General features: G+C 60.7%; 18 protein-coding genes. 14 read left to right on the top strand and 4 right to left on the bottom strand.

The window, feature by feature from the left end; genetic code table 11:
* Positions 1-14: 14 nt before the first annotated feature.
* On the bottom strand, positions 15-2,402 hold the full coding sequence (locus RZS28_RS02620) for a TonB-dependent receptor (protein WP_407339663.1): 2,388 nt from the start codon (positions 2,400-2,402) through the stop codon (positions 15-17).
* 175 nt (positions 2,403-2,577) lie between these two features.
* Here RZS28_RS02620 and RZS28_RS02615 point away from each other — a divergent pair, with 175 nt between their 5' ends.
* The 9 genes from RZS28_RS02615 (at position 2,578) to RZS28_RS02575 (ending at position 10,931) form a co-directional block, all read left to right on the top strand.
* Positions 2,578-3,765 (top strand): PepSY-associated TM helix domain-containing protein, encoded by a 1,188-nt coding sequence (locus RZS28_RS02615; RefSeq protein ID WP_407339662.1) that lies wholly within the window; start codon positions 2,578-2,580, stop codon positions 3,763-3,765.
* A 45-nt stretch (positions 3,766-3,810) separates the two neighbouring features.
* A complete protein-coding gene (locus RZS28_RS02610; protein WP_407339661.1) occupies positions 3,811-4,491 on the top strand; it encodes a Fe2+-dependent dioxygenase in 681 nt (226 codons plus the stop codon).
* 176 nt (positions 4,492-4,667) lie between these two features.
* A complete protein-coding gene (exbB, locus tag RZS28_RS02605) occupies positions 4,668-5,588 on the top strand; it encodes a tonB-system energizer ExbB (protein WP_407339660.1) in 921 nt (306 codons plus the stop codon).
* Positions 5,589-5,594: 6 nt separating this feature from the next.
* Positions 5,595-6,080: a TonB system transport protein ExbD gene (gene exbD, locus RZS28_RS02600; protein ID WP_407339659.1), complete on the top strand. Its 486-nt coding sequence runs from the start codon at positions 5,595-5,597 to the stop codon at positions 6,078-6,080.
* On the top strand, positions 6,077-6,838 hold the full coding sequence (locus RZS28_RS02595) for a TonB family protein (RefSeq protein WP_407339658.1): 762 nt from the start codon (positions 6,077-6,079) through the stop codon (positions 6,836-6,838). The genes exbD and RZS28_RS02595 overlap by 4 nt, the downstream gene beginning before the upstream one ends.
* 185 nt (positions 6,839-7,023) lie before the next feature.
* The gene (locus tag RZS28_RS02590) at positions 7,024-7,434 is read left to right on the top strand and encodes an EF-hand domain-containing protein (RefSeq protein ID WP_407341023.1); all 411 of its coding nucleotides are present in this window, start codon (positions 7,024-7,026) and stop codon (positions 7,432-7,434) included.
* Between the two features lie 95 nt (positions 7,435-7,529).
* Entirely contained in the window at positions 7,530-9,398 is a 1,869-nt protein-coding gene (locus RZS28_RS02585; protein WP_407339657.1) for an ATP-binding protein, read from the top strand.
* A 112-nt stretch (positions 9,399-9,510) separates the two neighbouring features.
* Entirely contained in the window at positions 9,511-10,467 is a 957-nt protein-coding gene (tal, locus tag RZS28_RS02580) for a transaldolase (protein ID WP_407339656.1), read from the top strand.
* A gap of 77 nt (positions 10,468-10,544) precedes the next feature.
* Positions 10,545-10,931 (top strand): MAPEG family protein, encoded by a 387-nt coding sequence (locus tag RZS28_RS02575; RefSeq protein WP_407339655.1) that lies wholly within the window; start codon positions 10,545-10,547, stop codon positions 10,929-10,931.
* Between the two features lie 164 nt (positions 10,932-11,095).
* Here RZS28_RS02575 and rpmF read toward each other — a convergent pair whose 3' ends face one another.
* A complete protein-coding gene (rpmF, locus tag RZS28_RS02570; protein ID WP_407339654.1) occupies positions 11,096-11,284 on the bottom strand; it encodes a 50S ribosomal protein L32 in 189 nt (62 codons plus the stop codon).
* 208 nt (positions 11,285-11,492) lie between these two features.
* Positions 11,493-12,188 carry a monofunctional biosynthetic peptidoglycan transglycosylase gene (gene mtgA / locus RZS28_RS02565; RefSeq protein ID WP_407339653.1) on the bottom strand — a complete coding sequence of 232 codons (696 nt, stop codon included), beginning with the start codon at positions 12,186-12,188 and terminating at the stop codon, positions 11,493-11,495.
* Positions 12,189-12,356: 168 nt separating this feature from the next.
* On the opposite strand from mtgA, the gene RZS28_RS02560 reads away from it, so the two are divergent.
* The 4 genes from RZS28_RS02560 to RZS28_RS02545 all read left to right on the top strand — a co-directional run bounded on the left by RZS28_RS02560 (position 12,357) and on the right by RZS28_RS02545 (position 15,711).
* Positions 12,357-13,289 carry a polyprenyl synthetase family protein gene (locus tag RZS28_RS02560; RefSeq protein ID WP_407339652.1) on the top strand — a complete coding sequence of 311 codons (933 nt, stop codon included), beginning with the start codon at positions 12,357-12,359 and terminating at the stop codon, positions 13,287-13,289.
* 31 nt (positions 13,290-13,320) lie between these two features.
* Positions 13,321-13,998, top strand: a complete 678-nt coding sequence (locus RZS28_RS02555) for a DUF1345 domain-containing protein (protein WP_407339651.1) — start codon at positions 13,321-13,323, stop codon at positions 13,996-13,998.
* A 119-nt stretch (positions 13,999-14,117) separates the two neighbouring features.
* Positions 14,118-14,969, top strand: a complete 852-nt coding sequence (tcmP, locus tag RZS28_RS02550; protein ID WP_407339650.1) for a three-Cys-motif partner protein TcmP — start codon at positions 14,118-14,120, stop codon at positions 14,967-14,969.
* Positions 14,956-15,711 (top strand): DUF5131 family protein, encoded by a 756-nt coding sequence (locus RZS28_RS02545; protein ID WP_407339649.1) that lies wholly within the window; start codon positions 14,956-14,958, stop codon positions 15,709-15,711. The genes tcmP and RZS28_RS02545 overlap by 14 nt, the downstream gene beginning before the upstream one ends.
* Here the strand turns inward: RZS28_RS02545 and ispG are convergent, their stop codons facing one another.
* Positions 15,712-17,019 carry a flavodoxin-dependent (E)-4-hydroxy-3-methylbut-2-enyl-diphosphate synthase gene (gene ispG / locus RZS28_RS02540; protein WP_407339648.1) on the bottom strand — a complete coding sequence of 436 codons (1,308 nt, stop codon included), beginning with the start codon at positions 17,017-17,019 and terminating at the stop codon, positions 15,712-15,714.
* 359 nt (positions 17,020-17,378) lie between these two features.
* Here ispG and RZS28_RS02535 point away from each other — a divergent pair, with 359 nt between their 5' ends.
* Entirely contained in the window at positions 17,379-18,494 is a 1,116-nt protein-coding gene (locus tag RZS28_RS02535; protein ID WP_407339647.1) for an AI-2E family transporter, read from the top strand.
* Positions 18,495-18,530: the final 36 nt, after the last annotated feature.

The following is an 18,530-nucleotide window of genomic DNA, read 5'->3' as shown; positions in this document are numbered from 1 at the left end:
GTTTCCACATGCCGTCAGAATGTCACCTTGGCCGTCAGGACTGCGGAGCGCCCGGGGCCCGGCGTGGCGGAGCCATAGCCGGAGATCGTCTCGAAGTTTTTGGTGTCCGCAATATTGTAGATATTCGCCTGCAGCGAGAAATTGTCGTCGATCCTATAAACGCCAAGGAGATCGAACCGCCAATAGCCCGGAACGCGGCCTATGTCGGCGGCGGTCGTATAGCGCGCGCCGATATAATAGGCGCTGGCGCCGAGGGTCAGGGCCGGCGTGATCGCGTATGTGTTCGTCAAGGCGAAGGTGTTGCGCGGGACGTTCGCGAGTTGGTTGCCCGGCGTGCTGATAAAGAGGCCGGTCGTGTTGTTCAAGGCGCTGGAAAGCACGCGGCTGTCCATATATGTGTAGCCGCCGAATATGCTCCAGGCCTCCGTCACCTTGCCGGCTATGCCGACTTCGCCGCCCTTCACGCGCGTCTTGCCGATTTGAGCGTAGAGACCCGCCGCTGAATTGATGGTTTCGATGGCGTTGTTTTGAATGACCTCGAACAAGGCCCCGGTCAGGCTCAGCCGACTGTCGAGCAGATCGATCTTGCCGCCGAACTCATAATTCTGATTCGTCGTCGGCTCGAGGTTCTGCTGACCGCCGGCGAGCGTCAGAAATTCGCTCGACGGGTCGAAGGACGTGCCATAGATAAAATAAAGGCTGGCGTTTTCGATCGGGTGAAACACGCCGCCGGCGCGCCAGCTCAGGAAATCGGTGTTGGCGTTCATATTATACGGCGTCGCCGAATTGATTTGCGACACGAGATCCTTCGTGCCGGTGAGCACATTTCCATAGGTCTGCCAGATCTTGAAGAGATCGTAGCGCGCGCCGGCGAGGATCTCGAAATATTTGGTGATCTTGATCTGGTCGCTAGCATAGATGCCGATCGTGCGGCCGATGTCATATTGGTCCGAGCTCAATATGGGCAGGGTGCTGGGTATGACCGGATAGGGATTGGGAAAGCCGACATCGACGCGGCTGCCCGGAACCAACGTGGTCCGATATTGCTCTCTCGTCTCTTGCGAAAGTTCGAGGCCGGCGAGAAGCGTGTGTTGCAGCAGGCCCGTATCAAAATGTCCGACAAGATCGGATTGGTTGGTCAGAAGCGAATTCTGCGTGTGGTTTTGAAAGTCGTTCGTGTTTGCGACCCACAGGCCGCCGACGGGATAGAGATAGGGAACCGGATTGAGCAGGACGCCGCCGACCGGCGCATTATAGATGTTCGGCGTAGTGCCCACCGACTGATTGCCGATCTGAACGCCGCGAATTCTTACAAAGCGGTCGATATAGGAGAAGCGCGTCACATTGGTGACCTGCCATTGCGAATTGATGTCATGTTCAATTCTGGCGGTGACAATGTGCGCATTGACCTGTTCCGTATCCGAGAAGCCCGGAGTCAGCCTGCCGTAATAAGTATTCTTCGGAACCGGCGCGGGTTGGCCATAGGGCGTGCCGAAATAGGATCCTGGCAGGAGCGGGATGCCATAGTCGGGAATATTGTCGTCCTTTTGATAGATATAGCTGAGCGTGACCCGCGTATCCGGCGTCATGTTCATGGTGATCGACGGGGCGGCGCCTATGCGCTTCGTGACGATATTGTTCCGGTCGGCGACATTGGTGTCATTGCCGAGCAGGATGATGCGGGCCGCCGTATCGCCGAATGTCCGGTTGACGTCCGCCGTGACGCGGGCGCCGGGCGCGGTGTAGCCAGACATTTCCAGAGTGGTGAAATTGGTGAAGACCGGCAATTTGCTCGTCAGGTTGACGACGCCGCCGGTCGAGCCGCGTCCGAACAGAAAGGAAGACGGGCCTTTGAGCACTTCGACTTCTTGCACGCTGAAGGTGTCGCGCGTGTACCAGCCCGGATCGCGAACGCCGTCGCGATAGAAATCATTGCGGGCCGAATAGCCGTGAATGTTGATGTTGTCGCCCTGCGTGCCGCCTTCGCCGCCGAAAAAAGTGACGCCGGGCACGTTGTGAAGCGCCTCGACGACGGTTGAATCCTTCTGATCCTGAATGAGCTTTTGCGGAACGATCGTGATGCTTTGCGGCGTGTCGAGAATAGGCGTTGGAATGCGGGTGAGCCCGAGCGTGCGGGGATTGTAGTCGCTGCCCTGTTGCTCACCCTGGCCGGCGACGTCGATCTGCTCGAGCGAGACCTGGCTCGTGTCCTGCGACGCCTCTTGCGCCAGCGCCGCGTCGCCGAGCATGACCGAGGCGAGGCCAATGGCCGCTCGCGCCATCGGCGCCCTCGCTTTGGCGCGAATGAATTTCGAACTCGAATTGTCCGAAACATCGCGCTTACCAAATAACTCAGCGATGAATTCCTGCGACATGGCGTAGTACCCCGTAGAAAAGTTCACTTTAGAATAATTCTAAAGCAAGTATTTCTAGAGTCTAATATCATAGACACAATATGACTCGCAATAACCTATTGAAACTATCAAATTATAACAATTCTAAACTAAGGATATATTTGATTTTATCTTTGCCTGCGTGTAAACCAGGACGCATTGAATTCTCTTTTGTCGGACAGTTATGGAACGTATCGCATCCGTTCGCGTCCCACGCATCTGGCGCCAAGTCCATCTATGGATTGCTCTTGGCCTCGGCCTTCTGATCGTTCCGATCAGTCTCTCCGGCGCCTTGCTCGTTTTCGGCGCCGATCTGGATCGCCTGATCGATCCGGCGCGCTACGCCGTGACCGGTTCGACGGTCGAGCAAGCGGCCGGCGTCTATCTCCGCAATGCGGAATCGGCCGCGTCGGGCGCGCGGGCCGCCATACTTCGTTGGCCGGCGGATGTGGGCGCGCCGGTCACGGTTCTGCTACGCGGCGGGGAAGGCGGAAAGCAGGCTGCGCCTTCCGGGCGGTTATGGATGGTCTATCTGGACCCGCCCACCGGCCGGGTTCTCGGCGTCGCTGACGCGCGCGGCTCCTTTGTCGGCCGCGTTCATTCGCTTCATGCGGACCTGATGAGCCCGGATCTTTCAGGGCGCCAGATTGTCGGCTTCGCCGGGATCGGTCTTCTGGTTCTGGCTCTTACCGGCATTTGGCTCTGGTGGCCGCGCAACGGCAATCTGCTCAAAGCCTTTCGCTGGCGGCGTGGCCCAAAGCTGAGCTCGAACCTGCATCACATGCTGGGCCTCTGGATCTTCGCTCCCCTGGCCTTGATGGCGTTGACGGGCGCCTATCTCAGCTTTCCGCAGCAGGCGAGGAGTTTGATCGCGGCCTTCGCCGAGATTACGCAGCGGCCGGCCCGCCAGGGGCAGGGCGTCGTGTTGATGCGCCTGCCGGCGCAGGACCCGCAGCGGGTCGTCGAATTGGCTTTGGAAAGCGCGCCGGGCCTTAAGCTCGCTTCCTTGTCAATGCCGACGGAGCAGGAGAAGCTTTGGCGCGTTCAGCTGACGGGCGCGGATGATGAGCCGCGCAGCGTGCTCGTCGACGACCGGAGTTTGGCGGCGACCGTAGCGCCGCGTCCCCCTCCGGGCGACGCCTTCGCGGCTTGGCTGCGCCGCGTCCATGAGGCGCAGCATCATGGGCCGCTCTGGCGGGCGATCGCTTTTGTCTGCGGCCTCAGTCCAGCTATTTTTCTCGTCACCGGCTGCATGATGTGGCTGCGCCGCCGCGCTGCAAAGGCGCCGCAATTTGGGCTCCGCGTAACGGTCCCGCCGGCTTCGCAGCGCGTCGCCGCCGCGCCGCAAGCGCAAAAAACTTTAGATGCCTGACGTTTCAGCTGTCGTGTTCCGCTGCCCTCATACGTTGTGAAGCTTATGATTGTGCATATTCCCGAGGTCCTCGATCAAGAACAGCTCGCGCGATGCCGCGCCGCCATGGACGCCGCCGCCTGGATCGACGGACGCGCCACGGCCGGACATCAGTCGGCTCAGGTCAAGGATAACCTGCAATTGCCCGAAGGGGGCGCCGAGCACAGGGAGCTCGGCGCAATGGTGATCCGCGCGCTGCAGCGCAGCCCCTTGTTTATTTCCTCGGTTCTGCCGCATACGATTTTTCCGCCTTTATTCAATCGATACAATGAAGGGATGGCGTTTGGCGCGCATGTCGACAACGCGGTCCGCCAATCGTTCGATGGCGCGATCCGCATTCGCACCGATGTGTCGGCGACGCTTTTCCTCAACGCTCCGGAGGAATATGACGGCGGCGAATTGACCGTGGAGGACACCTACGGCAGCCACAGCGTCAAGCTTCCGGCTGGCGATCTCGTCGTCTATCCTGCCGACAGCCTGCATCGGGTCACGCCGATCACGCGCGGGGCGCGCCTTGCGTCTTTTTTCTGGATTCAGAGCCTCGTCCGCGATCGAACGAGGCGGGCGCTTCTCTTCGATCTCGACGCCTCGATCATGCGATTGACGCGCGACGTCCCGGGCCATCCCGCGCTGGTTTCATTGACCGCGACCTACCACAATTTGCTGAGACAATGGGCGGAGACGTGAAGTTCGTTCTGAGGAGAGGCCGCGATGAAGGAATATCCGCGCCATTGGTCCGGGTTTGTTTTTATGATTTCATCCCTAGCGCTATTTTAGCCAGGGACATCCGCCGCTTTTGCTCCGAACGTCAGCTTCGGGTCGCGAATGGAGAGGGGTTCTAGATGACGATGGAAAGCATGTTAATGGCCAGGCGCGGACCGTGCGGCCTCTTGCGCCGGTCCCTTCTGGCCAAGGCATTCGCCGCTTTATGCGTGAGCATGGCCTTTTGCGCCGCTTCGGCCCAGGCGCAATCGCCGACAAGCGACGAGCCCGCGGCGGCGTCTATGGCGGCTCCGGCAGTCGAGCCCAAGCCCGCGCCGAGAGCCGAGGTCTTCCTTCCCTCGGCCCTGCCGCATGATCTGTCGCCTTGGGGCATGTTCCGCAACGCCGATCCGCTGGTCAAGATCGTCATGGTCGGCCTCGCCTTCGCCTCCTTCGCGACCTGGACCGTCTGGCTTGCGAAGAGTATCGAGCTCTGGACTGCCAAGCAAAGCGCCCGTCGCGGCCTGGAGACTTTAGCGCATGCGGCGAGCCTGCGCGCCGCCGAAAAGGAATTCGCGGAGACGCGCGGCCCGGTCGCGCAATTCGTCTCGGCGGCGGCGGGCGAGCTCGATCGCTCCGCCGGATTGCCGCAGGACGGCGTCAAGGAGCGCGCGGTCGCGCTGCTGTCGCGGATCGAAGCGCGCGCCGGGCGAAGCATCACGCAGGGAACCGGCGTTCTCGCGACTATTGGCGCGACGGCCCCCTTCGTCGGCCTGTTCGGGACGGTCTGGGGCATCATGAACAGCTTTATCGGAATATCGAAGACGAACACGACCAATCTCGCCGTCGTCGCGCCCGGCATCGCCGAAGCCTTGCTGGCGACGGCGATGGGGCTTGTCGCCGCGATCCCGGCGGTCGTGATCTATAACGTGTTCGCCCGCGCGATCACGGGCTATCGCGCCCAGCTCGCCGACGCTTCGGCGGAGGTCCTTCGGCATCTTTCCCGCGATCTCGATCGCGAGGCCTTGCCGCGCCGCAAGGACGAGTCGCAAATCGTCCCGATGCGCCAACCTGCGGAGTGAAGAGGCATGGCTGTAAAGCTCGTCTCCGGCGAGGACGATCTCGAGGAAAACCACGAGATCAACGTCACGCCTTTCATCGACGTCATCCTTGTCCTGTTGATCATTTTCATGGTCGCCGCGCCTCTGTCGACCGTCGACGTCAATGTCGATCTTCCGGCCTCCACCGCGCAGCCCGCGCCGCGTCCGGACAAACCTTTGTTCCTCACGGTGAAATCGGATCTCTCCCTCGTCCTTGGCGAGGACCCGATCACCCGCGAGAGTCTCAGCGGCGCGCTCGACGCCGCGACGCATGCCGACAAGGAGCAACGTGTTTTTGTTCGCGCCGACAGGAGCGTTTCCTATGGCGACATCATGGAGACCATGAACCTCCTGCGCGCGGCGGGCTATTTGAAGATCGGGCTCGTCGGCCTGGAGGCGGGCGGCGCGTCCGCGCCGTCGAGCGACTTGCCGCCTAAAGCTGGCGACTCCAAATCGCCGGAGACTAGGCCATGACGATTCATGCGCCGGCGATCCTTCATGTCGCCGAGGACAGATCCATAATGCGATGGATCGCCGCGGGCGCTTTTGTCGTCCTCGCGCATGGAGGCCTCATTTACTGGCTGACGCATAGGCATGAGGTTGACGCGGCGGAAGCGGCGGCTCCCGCCGTGATGATCGACCTCGCGCCCTTGGAGATCGCGCCTCCGGCGGAGACGATGGCGGAGGTCCCGCCGGGACCGAAAATGACGGAAGCCCAGCCGGAAGAGGTCGAGCCACCAGAGGACATAGCGGTTCCGGAGCTGCCGCCGGCGCCGAAGCCGGAAGCGGTTCTGGCAACGGCGCCGAAGCCGAAATTGAAGCCGCCGAAGAAGATCGTGAAGGAGCCGCCGAAACCGGTCGTCAAGCAGGCGCACGAGCCGCCCGCGCCGCACGAGCGCGCCGCCCGCTCCGCGTCGCCGCAATCGTCGGCGGTGGCTCGGGAAGGCGCGTCGGGTTCTTCGATGTCCACCTCCAACTGGCGTAGTCTGGTGCTGGCGCAACTGAACCAGCATAAGCCTGGGGCGGCGCATGAAGCGGGCACTGTCTCGCTGTCCTTCACGATCAACCGCGGCGGTCATGTCGTGGCCGCGAGGGTCGCCGGAAGCTCGGGATCTGCGGCGCTCGATCAGGCGGCCTTGGCGATGGTCCACAACGCGAGCCCCTTGCCGCCGCCGCCGGCGGAAATCGGAGGCGGCAGCATCAGCCTCACGGTGCCGGTGCGCTTTCACTAAACTCCGGCCGAACCTCGCCGCTTTGATCGCGTTCCTGGCGAAGGGTCGGTTGCAAGCCGGTCTGGCGGCCTAAGCGGAGCGGCGTTACTTTGCGATCGAAAGGCGTCATAGTTAAAAACTCGGCTCGCGCGCGGCGCGATGATTCGCAACGCCGGCGCGGGCCGCAATCAGGAGTCTTGATCATGATGGACCGCCGTTTTTTGATCGCTGGCTTTGGCGCCGGAGTCTTGTCCGCCGCTCTGGCGTTCCTTTCGAATTCAATGGCTTCGGCTGCGCCAAACGCGATCGCGGCCTTTGACAAGGATAATGACGGCACGCTCGATCTCGCCGAAGTGAAAGCGGCCGCGAGCAATTTGTTCGACAAGCTGAACAAGGACAGCGACGACACGCTCGACAAGAAAGAGGTCGGCGGCCGGCTCAGCAAAAGCGCGTTCAAGGCAGGAGACCCCGATAATGACGGGACGCTGACGAAGGACGAATATTTGGACATCGTCGAAAAGCTTTTCAAAGCGGCCGACGTCGACAGCGACGGAACGCTCGATTCAAAGGAACTGCACACCAAGGCTGGGCGCGCGCTTCTGCGCTTGATTCAATAAGGCCAGGGCGTAAGCGAATACGAAATCTCAAGGCTTCGTCATTACTTCGGGATTAGAGCCGCGCCGCGATAAGACGGGCCAAGATCCGAGGCCGCATGACCGGAGCCTTTGAGTTGAATGCGTCGCCGCCCGGCTTGGAGCGTTTTGCTTCGCTTGGAGACGGGTCGGCGTGGCTGTTCGCCTTGTTGGTCTTGACGGCGGCAGTTGGTCTTTTCTTCGCGCGCGCGCGTCATAGGAGGCGGGAAAACATCTTCGGCGATGAGCGCGAGGCTTTGCGGGACGAAATCTGGGAGTTGAAGGCGGCCGCGGCGGCGGCCGAACGGGCCGAGGCCGCGAGCGAAGCGAAATCGCGTTTCCTCGCCAGCCTCAGCCATGAAATCCGCACCCCGTTGAACGGCATCCTCGGGATGGCGGAGCTTCTGCTCGACACGAGCGTAGACGCGGAGCAGCGAAGCTATATTGAGGCTATTCGCGGTTCTGGGTCTGCGTTGGCCTCGCTGATCGAGGAGATGCTCGATTTTTCGAAGATCGAGGCGGGCAAGATCGAACTCGTCGACGAGCCGTTCGACTTGGTGACGTTGGTCGAAAGCACCGTCGAGCTGCTGGCGCCCCGGGCCCAAGGCAAAGGTCTGGAGATCGCGAGTTCGATCGCGGCGGATGTGCCCGAGCGGCTCATTGGCGACGGCGCGCGGCTTCGCCAAATCTTGCTCAATCTCGCCGGCAACGCCGTGAAATTCACTGAGCGAGGCGGCGTCGGTCTGCGCGTCAGCAGGGAGGGCGAAACAGCGCTCCGAATTGACGTGATCGACACGGGGCCAGGGGTTCCGGCGCACCGGCGCGAAGCGATTTTCGAGGAGTTCGAACAAGGCGACAGCTCGACCACAAGTCGATACGGCGGCGCCGGGCTTGGCCTCGCCATATCGCGAAGGCTCGTCGAGCGAATGGGAGGGACGCTTGCTCTCGCGCCGGCGGGGCGCAGCGGCGGGTCCATGTTTTCGATGATCGCGCCATTGCGGCCCTGCGAGGAGCCGATCGGTGCGCGTCCGGCCGCTCCCGATCTGAGCGGGCAAAGCGCGCTGATCGTTGCGGCCTCGCCCTTCGCGGCGGGCTATCTCGGGGAGCGCCTCGCCGAGGCCGGGGCGAAGGTTTGCTACGCCGAAACCGAGGCTGCGGCCCTGGCCCTTCTCGGCGCTGAGCAGGCCGAGCTTCCCTATGACGTTTTCATCGTCGATTGCGCCCTCGGCGAGGCAGCGACCCGCCGGCTCGGCGAGGCCGCCCGAGAGGCGAAACTTGGCCGCAGCCTGCTACTTTTCTCGCCTTTCGAGCGGCGCGCCTTCGGTCAGAACTTCGTGCAAGGGTTCGATGGCTGGCTTGTCAAACCGGTTCGCCTAAGATCGCTTTTCACTCGCCTTGATGGTGCCGCCAAGCCCAATAGCGCGGCGGCCGAGCCGCAGGCATCGGCGTCGGGGTCATGTTTCAGCGGCGAGATCCTGCTCGCCGAGGACAATGACGTCAACGCCCTGCTTGCGACGCGTCATCTCCAAAGGCTCGGCGCGTGTGTGACGCGGACCGCCGACGGCCTCGCCGCCGTGGCGCTCGCGCTGGAGGGGCTCGAGGGGCGGAGGCCGCCTTTCGACGCGATCTTTCTCGACATCAGGATGCCCGGCATAGACGGGCTAGAGGCCGCGCGACGCATCCGGCGGGCGGAGCGCATGGCGGGCGCGGATGCGGTTCGCCTGATCGCGCTCACGGCCAATGCCTTCGACGAAGATCGCGACGCGGCCGAAGCCGCCGGAATCAATGAATTTTTGACCAAGCCGGTCGATCTTGACCATATTCGCCGCGCCTTGCAGTTCGATTCGCCGCGCTCGCGTTCAAGCCAAGCCCAGGGACGCGCCGACGGCGAGTTGAAAAATGAGTCGAAGAATGCTCTCGCGGGCCTCGCTGTCCGTTGTTTGACATGAAGAGCGCGGTAATATCGCGATCCGCGCGGCCGATCGCGCCGCGGCGGAAACAATGCAAGCGCTCGCGCGTTGACTTGAACTCCTCTCGAATCCTCCTCGATCGGACCTTTTTATGCCCTCCAAGCTCGATCAATTAAAAGCCATGACGACGGTTGTCGCCGACACCGGCGACTTGGATGCGATCCGCTCATTCAAGCCGGTCGACGCGACCACGAATCCGAGTTTGCTCCTTAAGGCGGCGCAAATGCCGGATTATGCGAGTCTCGTCGAGGAAGCGATTATTTGGGGGCTGAGCCACAATAGTTTGACGAGCGAGATCGCGGACCGCCTGGTCATAAACTTTGGCGTTGAGATTTCCGGCATTGTGCCCGGCCGCGTTTCGACCGAGGTCGACGCCGATCTCTCCTTCGACGTCGAGGGCACGGTCGCGAAGGCCCGCTCAATCATCGCGGCTTACGACAAACGCGGAGTAGGGCGGGAGCGGATCCTCATCAAGATCGCCGCCACCTGGGAGGGGGCCCAAGCGGCGAAGATCTTGCAGGCCGAGGGCGTCGACTGCAACATGACCTTGATCTTCTCGCTCGCCCAGGCCGTCGCTTGCGCCGACGCCGGCGCTTTTCTCGTCTCGCCCTTTGTCGGACGCATCCTCGATTGGCACATCAAGGCGGAAGGCAAGACCTACACTGCGGAATCCGATCCAGGCGTGCTGTCCGTGCGGCAAATCTATAATTACTACAAAGCCTATGGCGTACAGACCGTGGTCATGGGCGCCTCATTCCGCAACACAGGCGAGATCGAGGCGCTCGCCGGCTGCGACCGGTTGACCATATCGCCGCAATTGCTCGACGAACTCGCCAAGGACTCGGGCGATTTGCCGCGTCGACTCGATCCGCAAACGGCGGCCGCTCCCGCTCCCGCGCGTCTGTCGCTTGACGAAAAGACCTTCCGCTTCATCTTGAACGAGGACGCCATGGCGACCGAAAAACTCGCTGAGGGGATCCGGGTTTTCGCTCGCGATCTTCGCTTGCTGCGCGAGCTTGTCTCGAAAAGGCTTCAAGCCGCCGCTTGAAGCCTTAGGCTTGGTCCATCTGCTTTTCGAGATGGATGAAATACAACCACAATAGTCTCGAACGAGGGGAGGACTAGATGACGATCGAACTCAAGCTGCTGGTCTGGACTGTGGCGCTCGCCTTTGCGCAAATGCTGATCGCTGTGGTCGGGGCCGCGCAGGAAGTCGGCATAGAAGAACTCGCGGGCAACCGCGAATATACGCCAAAGCTGACGGGCTGGGCCGAGCGAGCCCGCAAAGGGCACCTTAACATTCTCGAGAATCTGGCGCTTTTCGCGCCCTTGGTTCTTGTCGCTCAGATTGCCGGACGCACCAATGAAACGACGGCGCTTGGCGCCGAGATATTCTTTTTCGCTCGGCTGCTCTATGTCTTTGTCTTTGCGGCGGGCGTTCCTTATTTGCGCACCCTCGTTTGGACCGTCTCCGTCATCGGCCTCATCTTGATCTTCAGTCAGCTCCTTTAGAGCATCAGCCGCGAAGGCGGAAATTTGCCGTCCGAGCCCGCGGCATCCGGTCAAAAAACAAGGCCAGTTTCATGCTGCATGAAACTGGCCTTGCCCTAACATAAGCCGAAGCGCTGTCGCCGCTCGCTCTTGCCGGCGGCTGAACCTAAAAGCCTGGGAGCGCCTCAGACTTCCTTCGCCTTTTGGGTGAAAACCTGGCGGCCGCGATACATGCCAGTCTTCAAATCGACATGGTGCGGACGGCGCAGCTCTCCAGAATCCTTGTCTTCGACATAGGTCGGCGCCTTGAGCGCATCCGCCGAACGGCGGAATCCGCGCTTCATGGGAGATGTTTTGCGTTTCGGAACAGCCATGTCGTCTCTCGATCCTCAGGGATGATTGTCGAAAAGCCGGAAGCTCTCCGGGCCAATCATCCGGTAAAACAAATAGATAAAGACCTGACCGCCCATCGTCTAAGACGGTCGAGGTCTTGCTTATCCGAGCTTGCGGCTCGCTCTCGAACCCAAGTTTCAACGCGCCTCTTACAACGAAACGTCGCATCTGGCTATCTCGAAAAGCGCCTCACCGGGCGCATTCGACGAGAGACTCAGCCGCCCGAGCGCGCCCCATGATCAGCCTGGCCAAGGCGGCGTGCCGGCGCGAGGGCCGGGCCGGATCGCGTCGGCGCGGATTGGGCAGGGCGGTCGCGAGCAAAGCCGCCTCATTGGCGTCGAGCCCGTCCGCGCTTTTGTGGAAATAGCGCCGCGCGGCGGCCTCCGCGCCAAAAACCCCCTCGCCCCATTCGGCTATGTTCAGATAGACTTCGAGAACGCGCCGCTTAGGCCATCCTCGGTCGATCAGCAGCGCCAGGGGAATTTCGATCCCCTTGCGGATGAAGGATCGCGACGGCCACAGGAACAAGTTCTTCGCGGTTTGCATTGTGATGGTCGAAGCGCCGCGCGACGGGCCGTCCTCATCCGCCGCATCGATCACCTCCCGAAGCGCGCCCCAGTCGACGCCATCGTTCCGGCAAAATTGGGCGTCCTCTGAGACGATGACGGCGATGCGCAAGGAAAGCGAGATTCGGTCCAGCGGAACATAATGGCGCTCGACCGGCTCGCCTTCGATCCAGCGCCCGAGCATCAGCGTCGAAACGGGCGGGACGAAGCGGTACGCGACGAGCAAGACCGCCACGCCAAGCGCCAGCGCCGCGCCAACGCTCAAGATGATGCGGGCAAGCTTGCCGAAAGGGCCAGTTCGGCCGGATCTCGAGGACATGCGGCGAGCCTTGACCGATCTAGCCCAATCGGGCAAGCCGAGGCTAAACTTTATTGGCTGGGCTTTGTCCAGGCGCTTTTTGAGCGTTTTTGCCGAAAAGTCGCCGCGCGCTGGGCGTAAGCATTCGAGATAGCCGCCACGGCCGAGAACCAGGGGGATTGCAAAACGATGACGCATGGCGAGGCGACAGCCGAATTCGAGAGCCGACTGAATGACGTCGCCGCCTCGACCGAAGGCCTTCTCGATCGTCTTCTTGGGTCCGCGCCGCTTCCCGGCGAGACGGCGCGGCCGCCGCGCTTTCTCGAAGCCATGCGTTACGCGAGCCTTGGCGGCGGCAAAAGGCTGCGGCCTTTCCTTCTGATCGAGACGGCGCGGCTTTTCGGCGTCGAAAATGAGGGCGTCCTGCGCGCTGCGGCGGCGCTCGAAATGATCCATTGCTACTCGCTCGTGCATGACGATCTGCCGGCGCTCGACAATGACGATCTGCGCCGCGGCCGTCCGACCACCCACAAAGCTTTCGACGAGGCGACTGCAATCCTGGTCGGAGACGGGCTCCTCACCTACGCCTTTGACGTGACCGCCGACCCGGCGACCCATGCGGATCCGGGGATTCGGGTCGAACTCGTCCTTTCCCTGGCCCGTGCGGCCGGCCTCGGCGGCATGATCGGCGGCCAGGTCCTCGATCTCGAGGCCGAACGCGCGCCGGAGGCGCATAAGCCCGAGGCCGTCATCAAGCTGCAAGCCATGAAAACCGGGGCCCTCTTGCATTATGCGGTGAAAGCCGGCGCCATTCTCGGCAAGGCCGACGCCGCAGCGAAGGCCGCGCTTTCCGATTACGGCCATGCGCTCGGCGCCGCGTTCCAGGTCGCGGATGATATTCTCGACGTTGAATCCGATGAAGCCGCGCTCGGCAAGCGCGCCGGCAAGGACGCTGACCGCAACAAGGCGACGCTGGTCGCCGCCCTCGGCCTCGAGGCGGCGCGCGAGCGGCGCGACAAGCTTTCGGCGGCTGCGATCGCCGCGCTGGATTCCTTCCCGCAAGGCGCTAAGGCGATTGTCCTGAAGGAGGCGGCGCGCTTTGTCGCGACCCGCAAAAGCTGAAGACGCCTTCGAACCGAACCCGGCCGGAAAAATGGCAATTCTCCGTCGCTTGCGAATCATACGAGGCCATCCGCGCCTCTTCCTAGGCGTCGCGGCCAGTCTCGTTACGGGCTTGGCTCTGCCCGGAGCCTTTCACCTGAGCACCCGTCTTTTGATCGCCTGGAACGTCGGAACCTGGCTCTATTTCGTCACGTCTCTCTGGCTCATGGCGCACGCCAACGCAGCGACAATGCGGCGGCGCGCCAAGGCGAGCGACGAGGGACGATTCCTGATCCTCGTGCTCACAAGTCTTGCGGCCTTCGCCTCGATCGGCGCCATTGTCGCCCAGCTTGGGGCGGTACGGGACATGTCAGGCTTGCTGAAAGGCTTGCATATAGGGCTCGCGGCGGCGACGATCCTCAGCGCCTGGTTTTTCATCCACCTGACCTACGCCTTCCATTACGCGCATGAATATTTCGACGAGCTGGAGGCTGAGCCGGGCAAGCCGCCGAAAGACGTCGGCGGATTGATGTTTCCGGGAACCGACAATCCCGATTACTTCGATTTTCTCTATTTTTCCTACATCATAGGGGTCGCGTCCCAGACCGCCGACGTCCAGATCACGGCGAAGGAGATGCGCCGCGTCTCGCTGGCCCATTCCATACTGGCGTTTTTCTTCAATAGCGCGGTGCTGGCCCTGACGATCAATATCGCCGCTGGGCTGATTTGAGCGGCTTCCAAATTCGACTTGCAATCATTTCTTTATTCAATTAGAACAAAAAAAGAACACAAGGTCAGATTATGGTTCACTCATTCGGTGGCGATTGGACGGATGGAAAACTAGAGGTAGTGAAACGCTACTTCGACGGATACGCAACGGCCTTAAAGAATCAGCAGTTTGAAAGACTGTATATCGACGCGTTTGCTGGGAGTGGCGAAAGGCAGGATTCCCGTCCTGCTGGGAATTCATTACCTCTCTTTGAAGAAGACGCAGAAGAGTTTTCTAAGTCAAAGGAAGGGTCTGCTCGAATCGCACTTCGCATAGAGCCGCCATTCCATCGCTATATTTTCATCGAGCGCTCTAGCCTGCATATGGCTGGTCTCACGGCTCTTCGTAGTGAGTTTCCTTACCGAAATATTGAGCTACGACAAGGAGACGCAAATAATGAACTTCTTTTAATCTGTAAATCCGTAAATTGGCGTTCTACTCGAGCAGCAGTGTTTCTCGATCCGTATGGGATGGAGCTGAGGTGGTCGACGTTAAATGAATTAGCTGCGACGGAGGCCGTCGACATCGCGCTTCTTTTTCCAACCGGACCATTGAACAGAATGCTCACCAAGAACGGTATTATTCCAGAAGAATGGCAAAGCCGAATTGATGACCATCTTGGACCGTGTGGTTGGCGGGATGCTTGCTACGCACAGCAAACGTCCATCGATCTTTTTGGGTATGCGGCGCCAGCATCAAAGTTACTGAATGTGCAAGGTCTTGAAAACTTCGTGCAAGAGCGGCTGAAGGGCCTTTTTCCGCACGTTTGCGAGCAAACACTGTCGCTTGAGAACTCCAAAGGAAGCGTGCTCTATCACTTGTTTATTATTTGTGCGAATCCGTCCAAAAAAGCGGGCGAAATCGCGATGAGGATTGCTCGAAGCGCAATTAGGCCGAGACACAAGAAACATAAGAACAATGGCTTACTCTGAAATCGAATGGACGGAAGCTACTTGGAATCCAATTGCTGGGTGCAATCAAATTTCTCCTGGCTGCACGAACTGTTATGCGCAGCGTATGGCGGCTCGTCTGCAAGCGATGGGTTCAACGAAATACGCTGGAACAACGAGAAAGTCTGGAGCCACTCACGTATGGAGTGGGCAGATTAACTTCGATGAGAGTGCTCTAGCCTCGCCTTTGAAGTGGCGGAAACCTATGCGTATTTTCGTCAACTCAATGTCTGATCTCTTTCATAGTAATGTTGAGGATGAGATCATTGGCAAGGTTTGGAGAATAATGCACCAGGCAAGTTGGCACTCGTTTCAGTTGCTCACGAAACGCCCGGAACGAATTTCGGTCGTAATGGATCGCTGCGATTTGCCAGTTTTGGACAACGTGTGGCTTGGCACATCGGTTGAAAGTCAACGTTATGTTTCACGCATAGATTCACTTCGTGCGACGCCAGCAAAAATCCGCTTTGTCTCGTTCGAGCCGCTTCTCGGTCCAATTGTTAATCCGAACCTGGAAGGTATTCATTGGGCAATCGTTGGGGGAGAGTCCGGGCCCAAAGCGAGACCTATCGAGCGATCGTGGGTTGAAGAATTGAAGGACGATTGCTTAGGTCAGCAGGTCGCATTTTTTTTCAAACAATGGGGTGGAGCCCGTAAGCATCGTAGCGGCCGCTTGTTGGGGGGACGAACGTGGGACCAATATCCTATTGAATTGGCCCGCTGATTACTCCGCCGCGCTTTTCGCGCCGCCAAACCGCCGCATGATGTAATCCTCGACAATCGTCTTGAACTCGGCGGCGATCCCTTCGCCGCGCAGGGTCATCGCCTTTTGCCCGTCGATGAAGACCGGCGCTGAAGGCGTCTCGCCCGTGCCCGGCAGGGAGATGCCGATATCGGCATGTTTCGATTCGCCGGGGCCGTTCACGATGCAGCCCATCACCGCGACATTCAGCGTCTCGACGCCCGGAAAGCGGGCCCGCCAGAGCGGCATCTCGTCGCGAATATAGGTTTGAATGTCGCGCGCGAGCTCCTGGAACACGGTCGAGGTCGTGCGGCCGCAGCCGGGGCAGGCGGCGACAAGCGGCACGAAGGTGCGAAAGCCCATAGTCTGCAGGATTTCTTGCGCGACCCTGACTTCAAGCGTCCGGTCCCCGCCGGGCTCGGGCGTCAGCGAGACCCTGATCGTATCGCCAATGCCTTCCTGCAACAGAATCCCCAATGCGGCGGAGGAGGCGACAATGCCTTTCGAGCCCATGCCGGCTTCGGTGAGGCCGAGATGCAAGGCGTAATCGCTGCGCCTCGCGAGCGTGCGATAGACAGCGATTAAATCTTGCACATTGGAAACTTTGGCGGAAAGGATGATGCGGTCCCGGCCGAGCCCGATGTCTTCGGCCCGCGCGGCGGAGAGAAGCGCCGATTGCACCATGGCCTCGCGCGTCACTGCGCCGGTCGAGAGCGGCACAGTTGAGCGGGCGTTCTCGTCCATCAGATCCGTCAAAAGCTCCTGATCGAGCGAGCCCCAATTGGCGCCGATGCGCACCGTCTTGCCATGCTTGATCGCTGTTTCGACAATCGCCGAAAACTGCCGGTCCTTCTTGTCCTTGAAGCCGACATTGCCGGGATTGATGCGATATTTGTCGAGCGCCTCGGCGCAGGCCGGATAGTCCGCAAGAAGCTTGTGCCCAATATAATGGAAATCGCCGATGAGCGGGACATCGCAGTCCAATTGCGCGAGCCTGTCGCGGATATGAGGCACAGCGGCGGCCGCCTCGTCGCGATCGACGGTGAGGCGGACAAGCTCGGAGCCGGCGCGGGCGAGCGCCGCGATCTGCTGCGCCGTCGTTTCGACATCGGCCGTGTCCGTATTGGTCATGGACTGGACGACGACAGGCGCGCCGCCGCCGACCTCGACGGAAGCTTTGCCGGCGCCGACCCTGACGCCAATGGAATGGCGGCGGGGCAGGGGGCCCGCCTCGTCGGGCTCGGCGAGGGCGAAAGCGAGGGAGGGCGTAGAATCTTGGGCGATGCTCATGCGGTGCTCGGGCTTCTGGAGAGGCGCCTCAGCTATATAAGGCGCAGGCGCGTCGCGATCATGACCTTAAGAGTCGGCGACAGTGGTGAGCAAAAACGCTTTTGGCGTCAAGAGCCGTCGTCGGGGTTAGGCGCCTGCTCGCTCACGCAAAAAAACGCCCTATTTGCTCCGATTCGGCGGAGGTATATTAACCATCTAATATATCGGGGCTTTTTATGAAAATCTTCGGATGCGTCCGGACTCATCCTGTGATCGCGGAGCACCTCGCGAAGTGGCGCATGGCGATGCGGGAAATTTCGGGTAAACAGAGGCGCATGACCGCGAAGGACGGCCCTCGTGGGGACGCCGTGGCTGAGCCAATGATCCGAAAGACTGCAGTGACCGAAGAGCGCACGGATTCGTTCAACTATCGCCAGTTCAACGCGAGTTTCATGGAACTGGCGATTCACATCGGATTCATCGGGCTCCTGGTCTCCTGGACCTTCGTTCTCGTTCATCCCTTCATACCGATCATCGTCTGGAGCGTCGTGCTGACCGTCGCGCTCTATCCTGTCTTCGATTGGCTGGCGGCCATTCTTGGCGGCCGGCGCGGATTGGCGGCGGCGTTGATCACCGTGCTGGGGCTCCTGGTCGTCATCGGCCCGGTGACTTGGTTAGGATTAGGGCTGATCGATGGCTTAAGGGCGCTTATCGAGCGGCTCGACTCGGGGAAATTGTCGATTCCTCCGCCCTCGGAGACCGTCAGGGATTGGCCGCTGATCGGACCGCAGTTCTATGACTTCTGGACGCTCGCATCGACCAATGTGAAAAGCGCGCTGACCTACCTGCTTCCGCAGTTGAAGCCGGTCGGGGACATATTGCTCAACACGGCCAGCAACGCGGGAGCCTGGACGCTGCAATTTCTCACCTCGGTCATCATCGCGGGATTCTTGTTTCCGCCGGGACCTCTGCTCGTCTCGGCGACGAAGACGCTCGCGCTCAAGATCGACGCGACGCATGGCGAAAGATTCGTGAAGCTCTCCGGCGCCACCATACGCGCGGTCTCGCGCGGCGTGATCGGCATGTCATTGCTGCAGGCGATCGTCGCCGGAATCGGAATGTCCTTGGCCGGGGTTCCCGGCGCAAGCTTTTTGACGCTTGCCGTTTTGGTGCTCGGAATCATTCAAATCGGTCCGTCGCCCATCGTGGCCCCGCTGCTTGTGTGGAGTTGGACCACAATGACGATAGGACCCGCGCTGGCCTTCACCGCCTGCATGGCGATGCTCATCGTCATAGACAGTTTCTTGAAGCCCTTCGTCCTGGCGCGCGGGCTGACGACGCCGATGCTGGTGACTCTCGTCGGCGTCATCGGCGGCATTCTCGCGCATGGGATCGGCGGCCTGTTCGTCGGCCCCGTCGTCCTCGCCGTGGCCTGGGACCTCCTGAAAGCGTGGATCCGCGATAGCAAGGCGTCTGTCGGCGCTTTATCTAGTTGATTTTTATATTTTATCAGCTTTCGAATAGGCGCCGCG

Origin of the sequence: Methylocapsa polymorpha (genome assembly GCF_045689225.1) — a bacterium.
Classification (GTDB): domain Bacteria; phylum Pseudomonadota; class Alphaproteobacteria; order Rhizobiales; family Beijerinckiaceae; genus Methylocapsa; species Methylocapsa polymorpha.
This window is presented reverse-complemented; position numbering and strand designations above follow the sequence as displayed.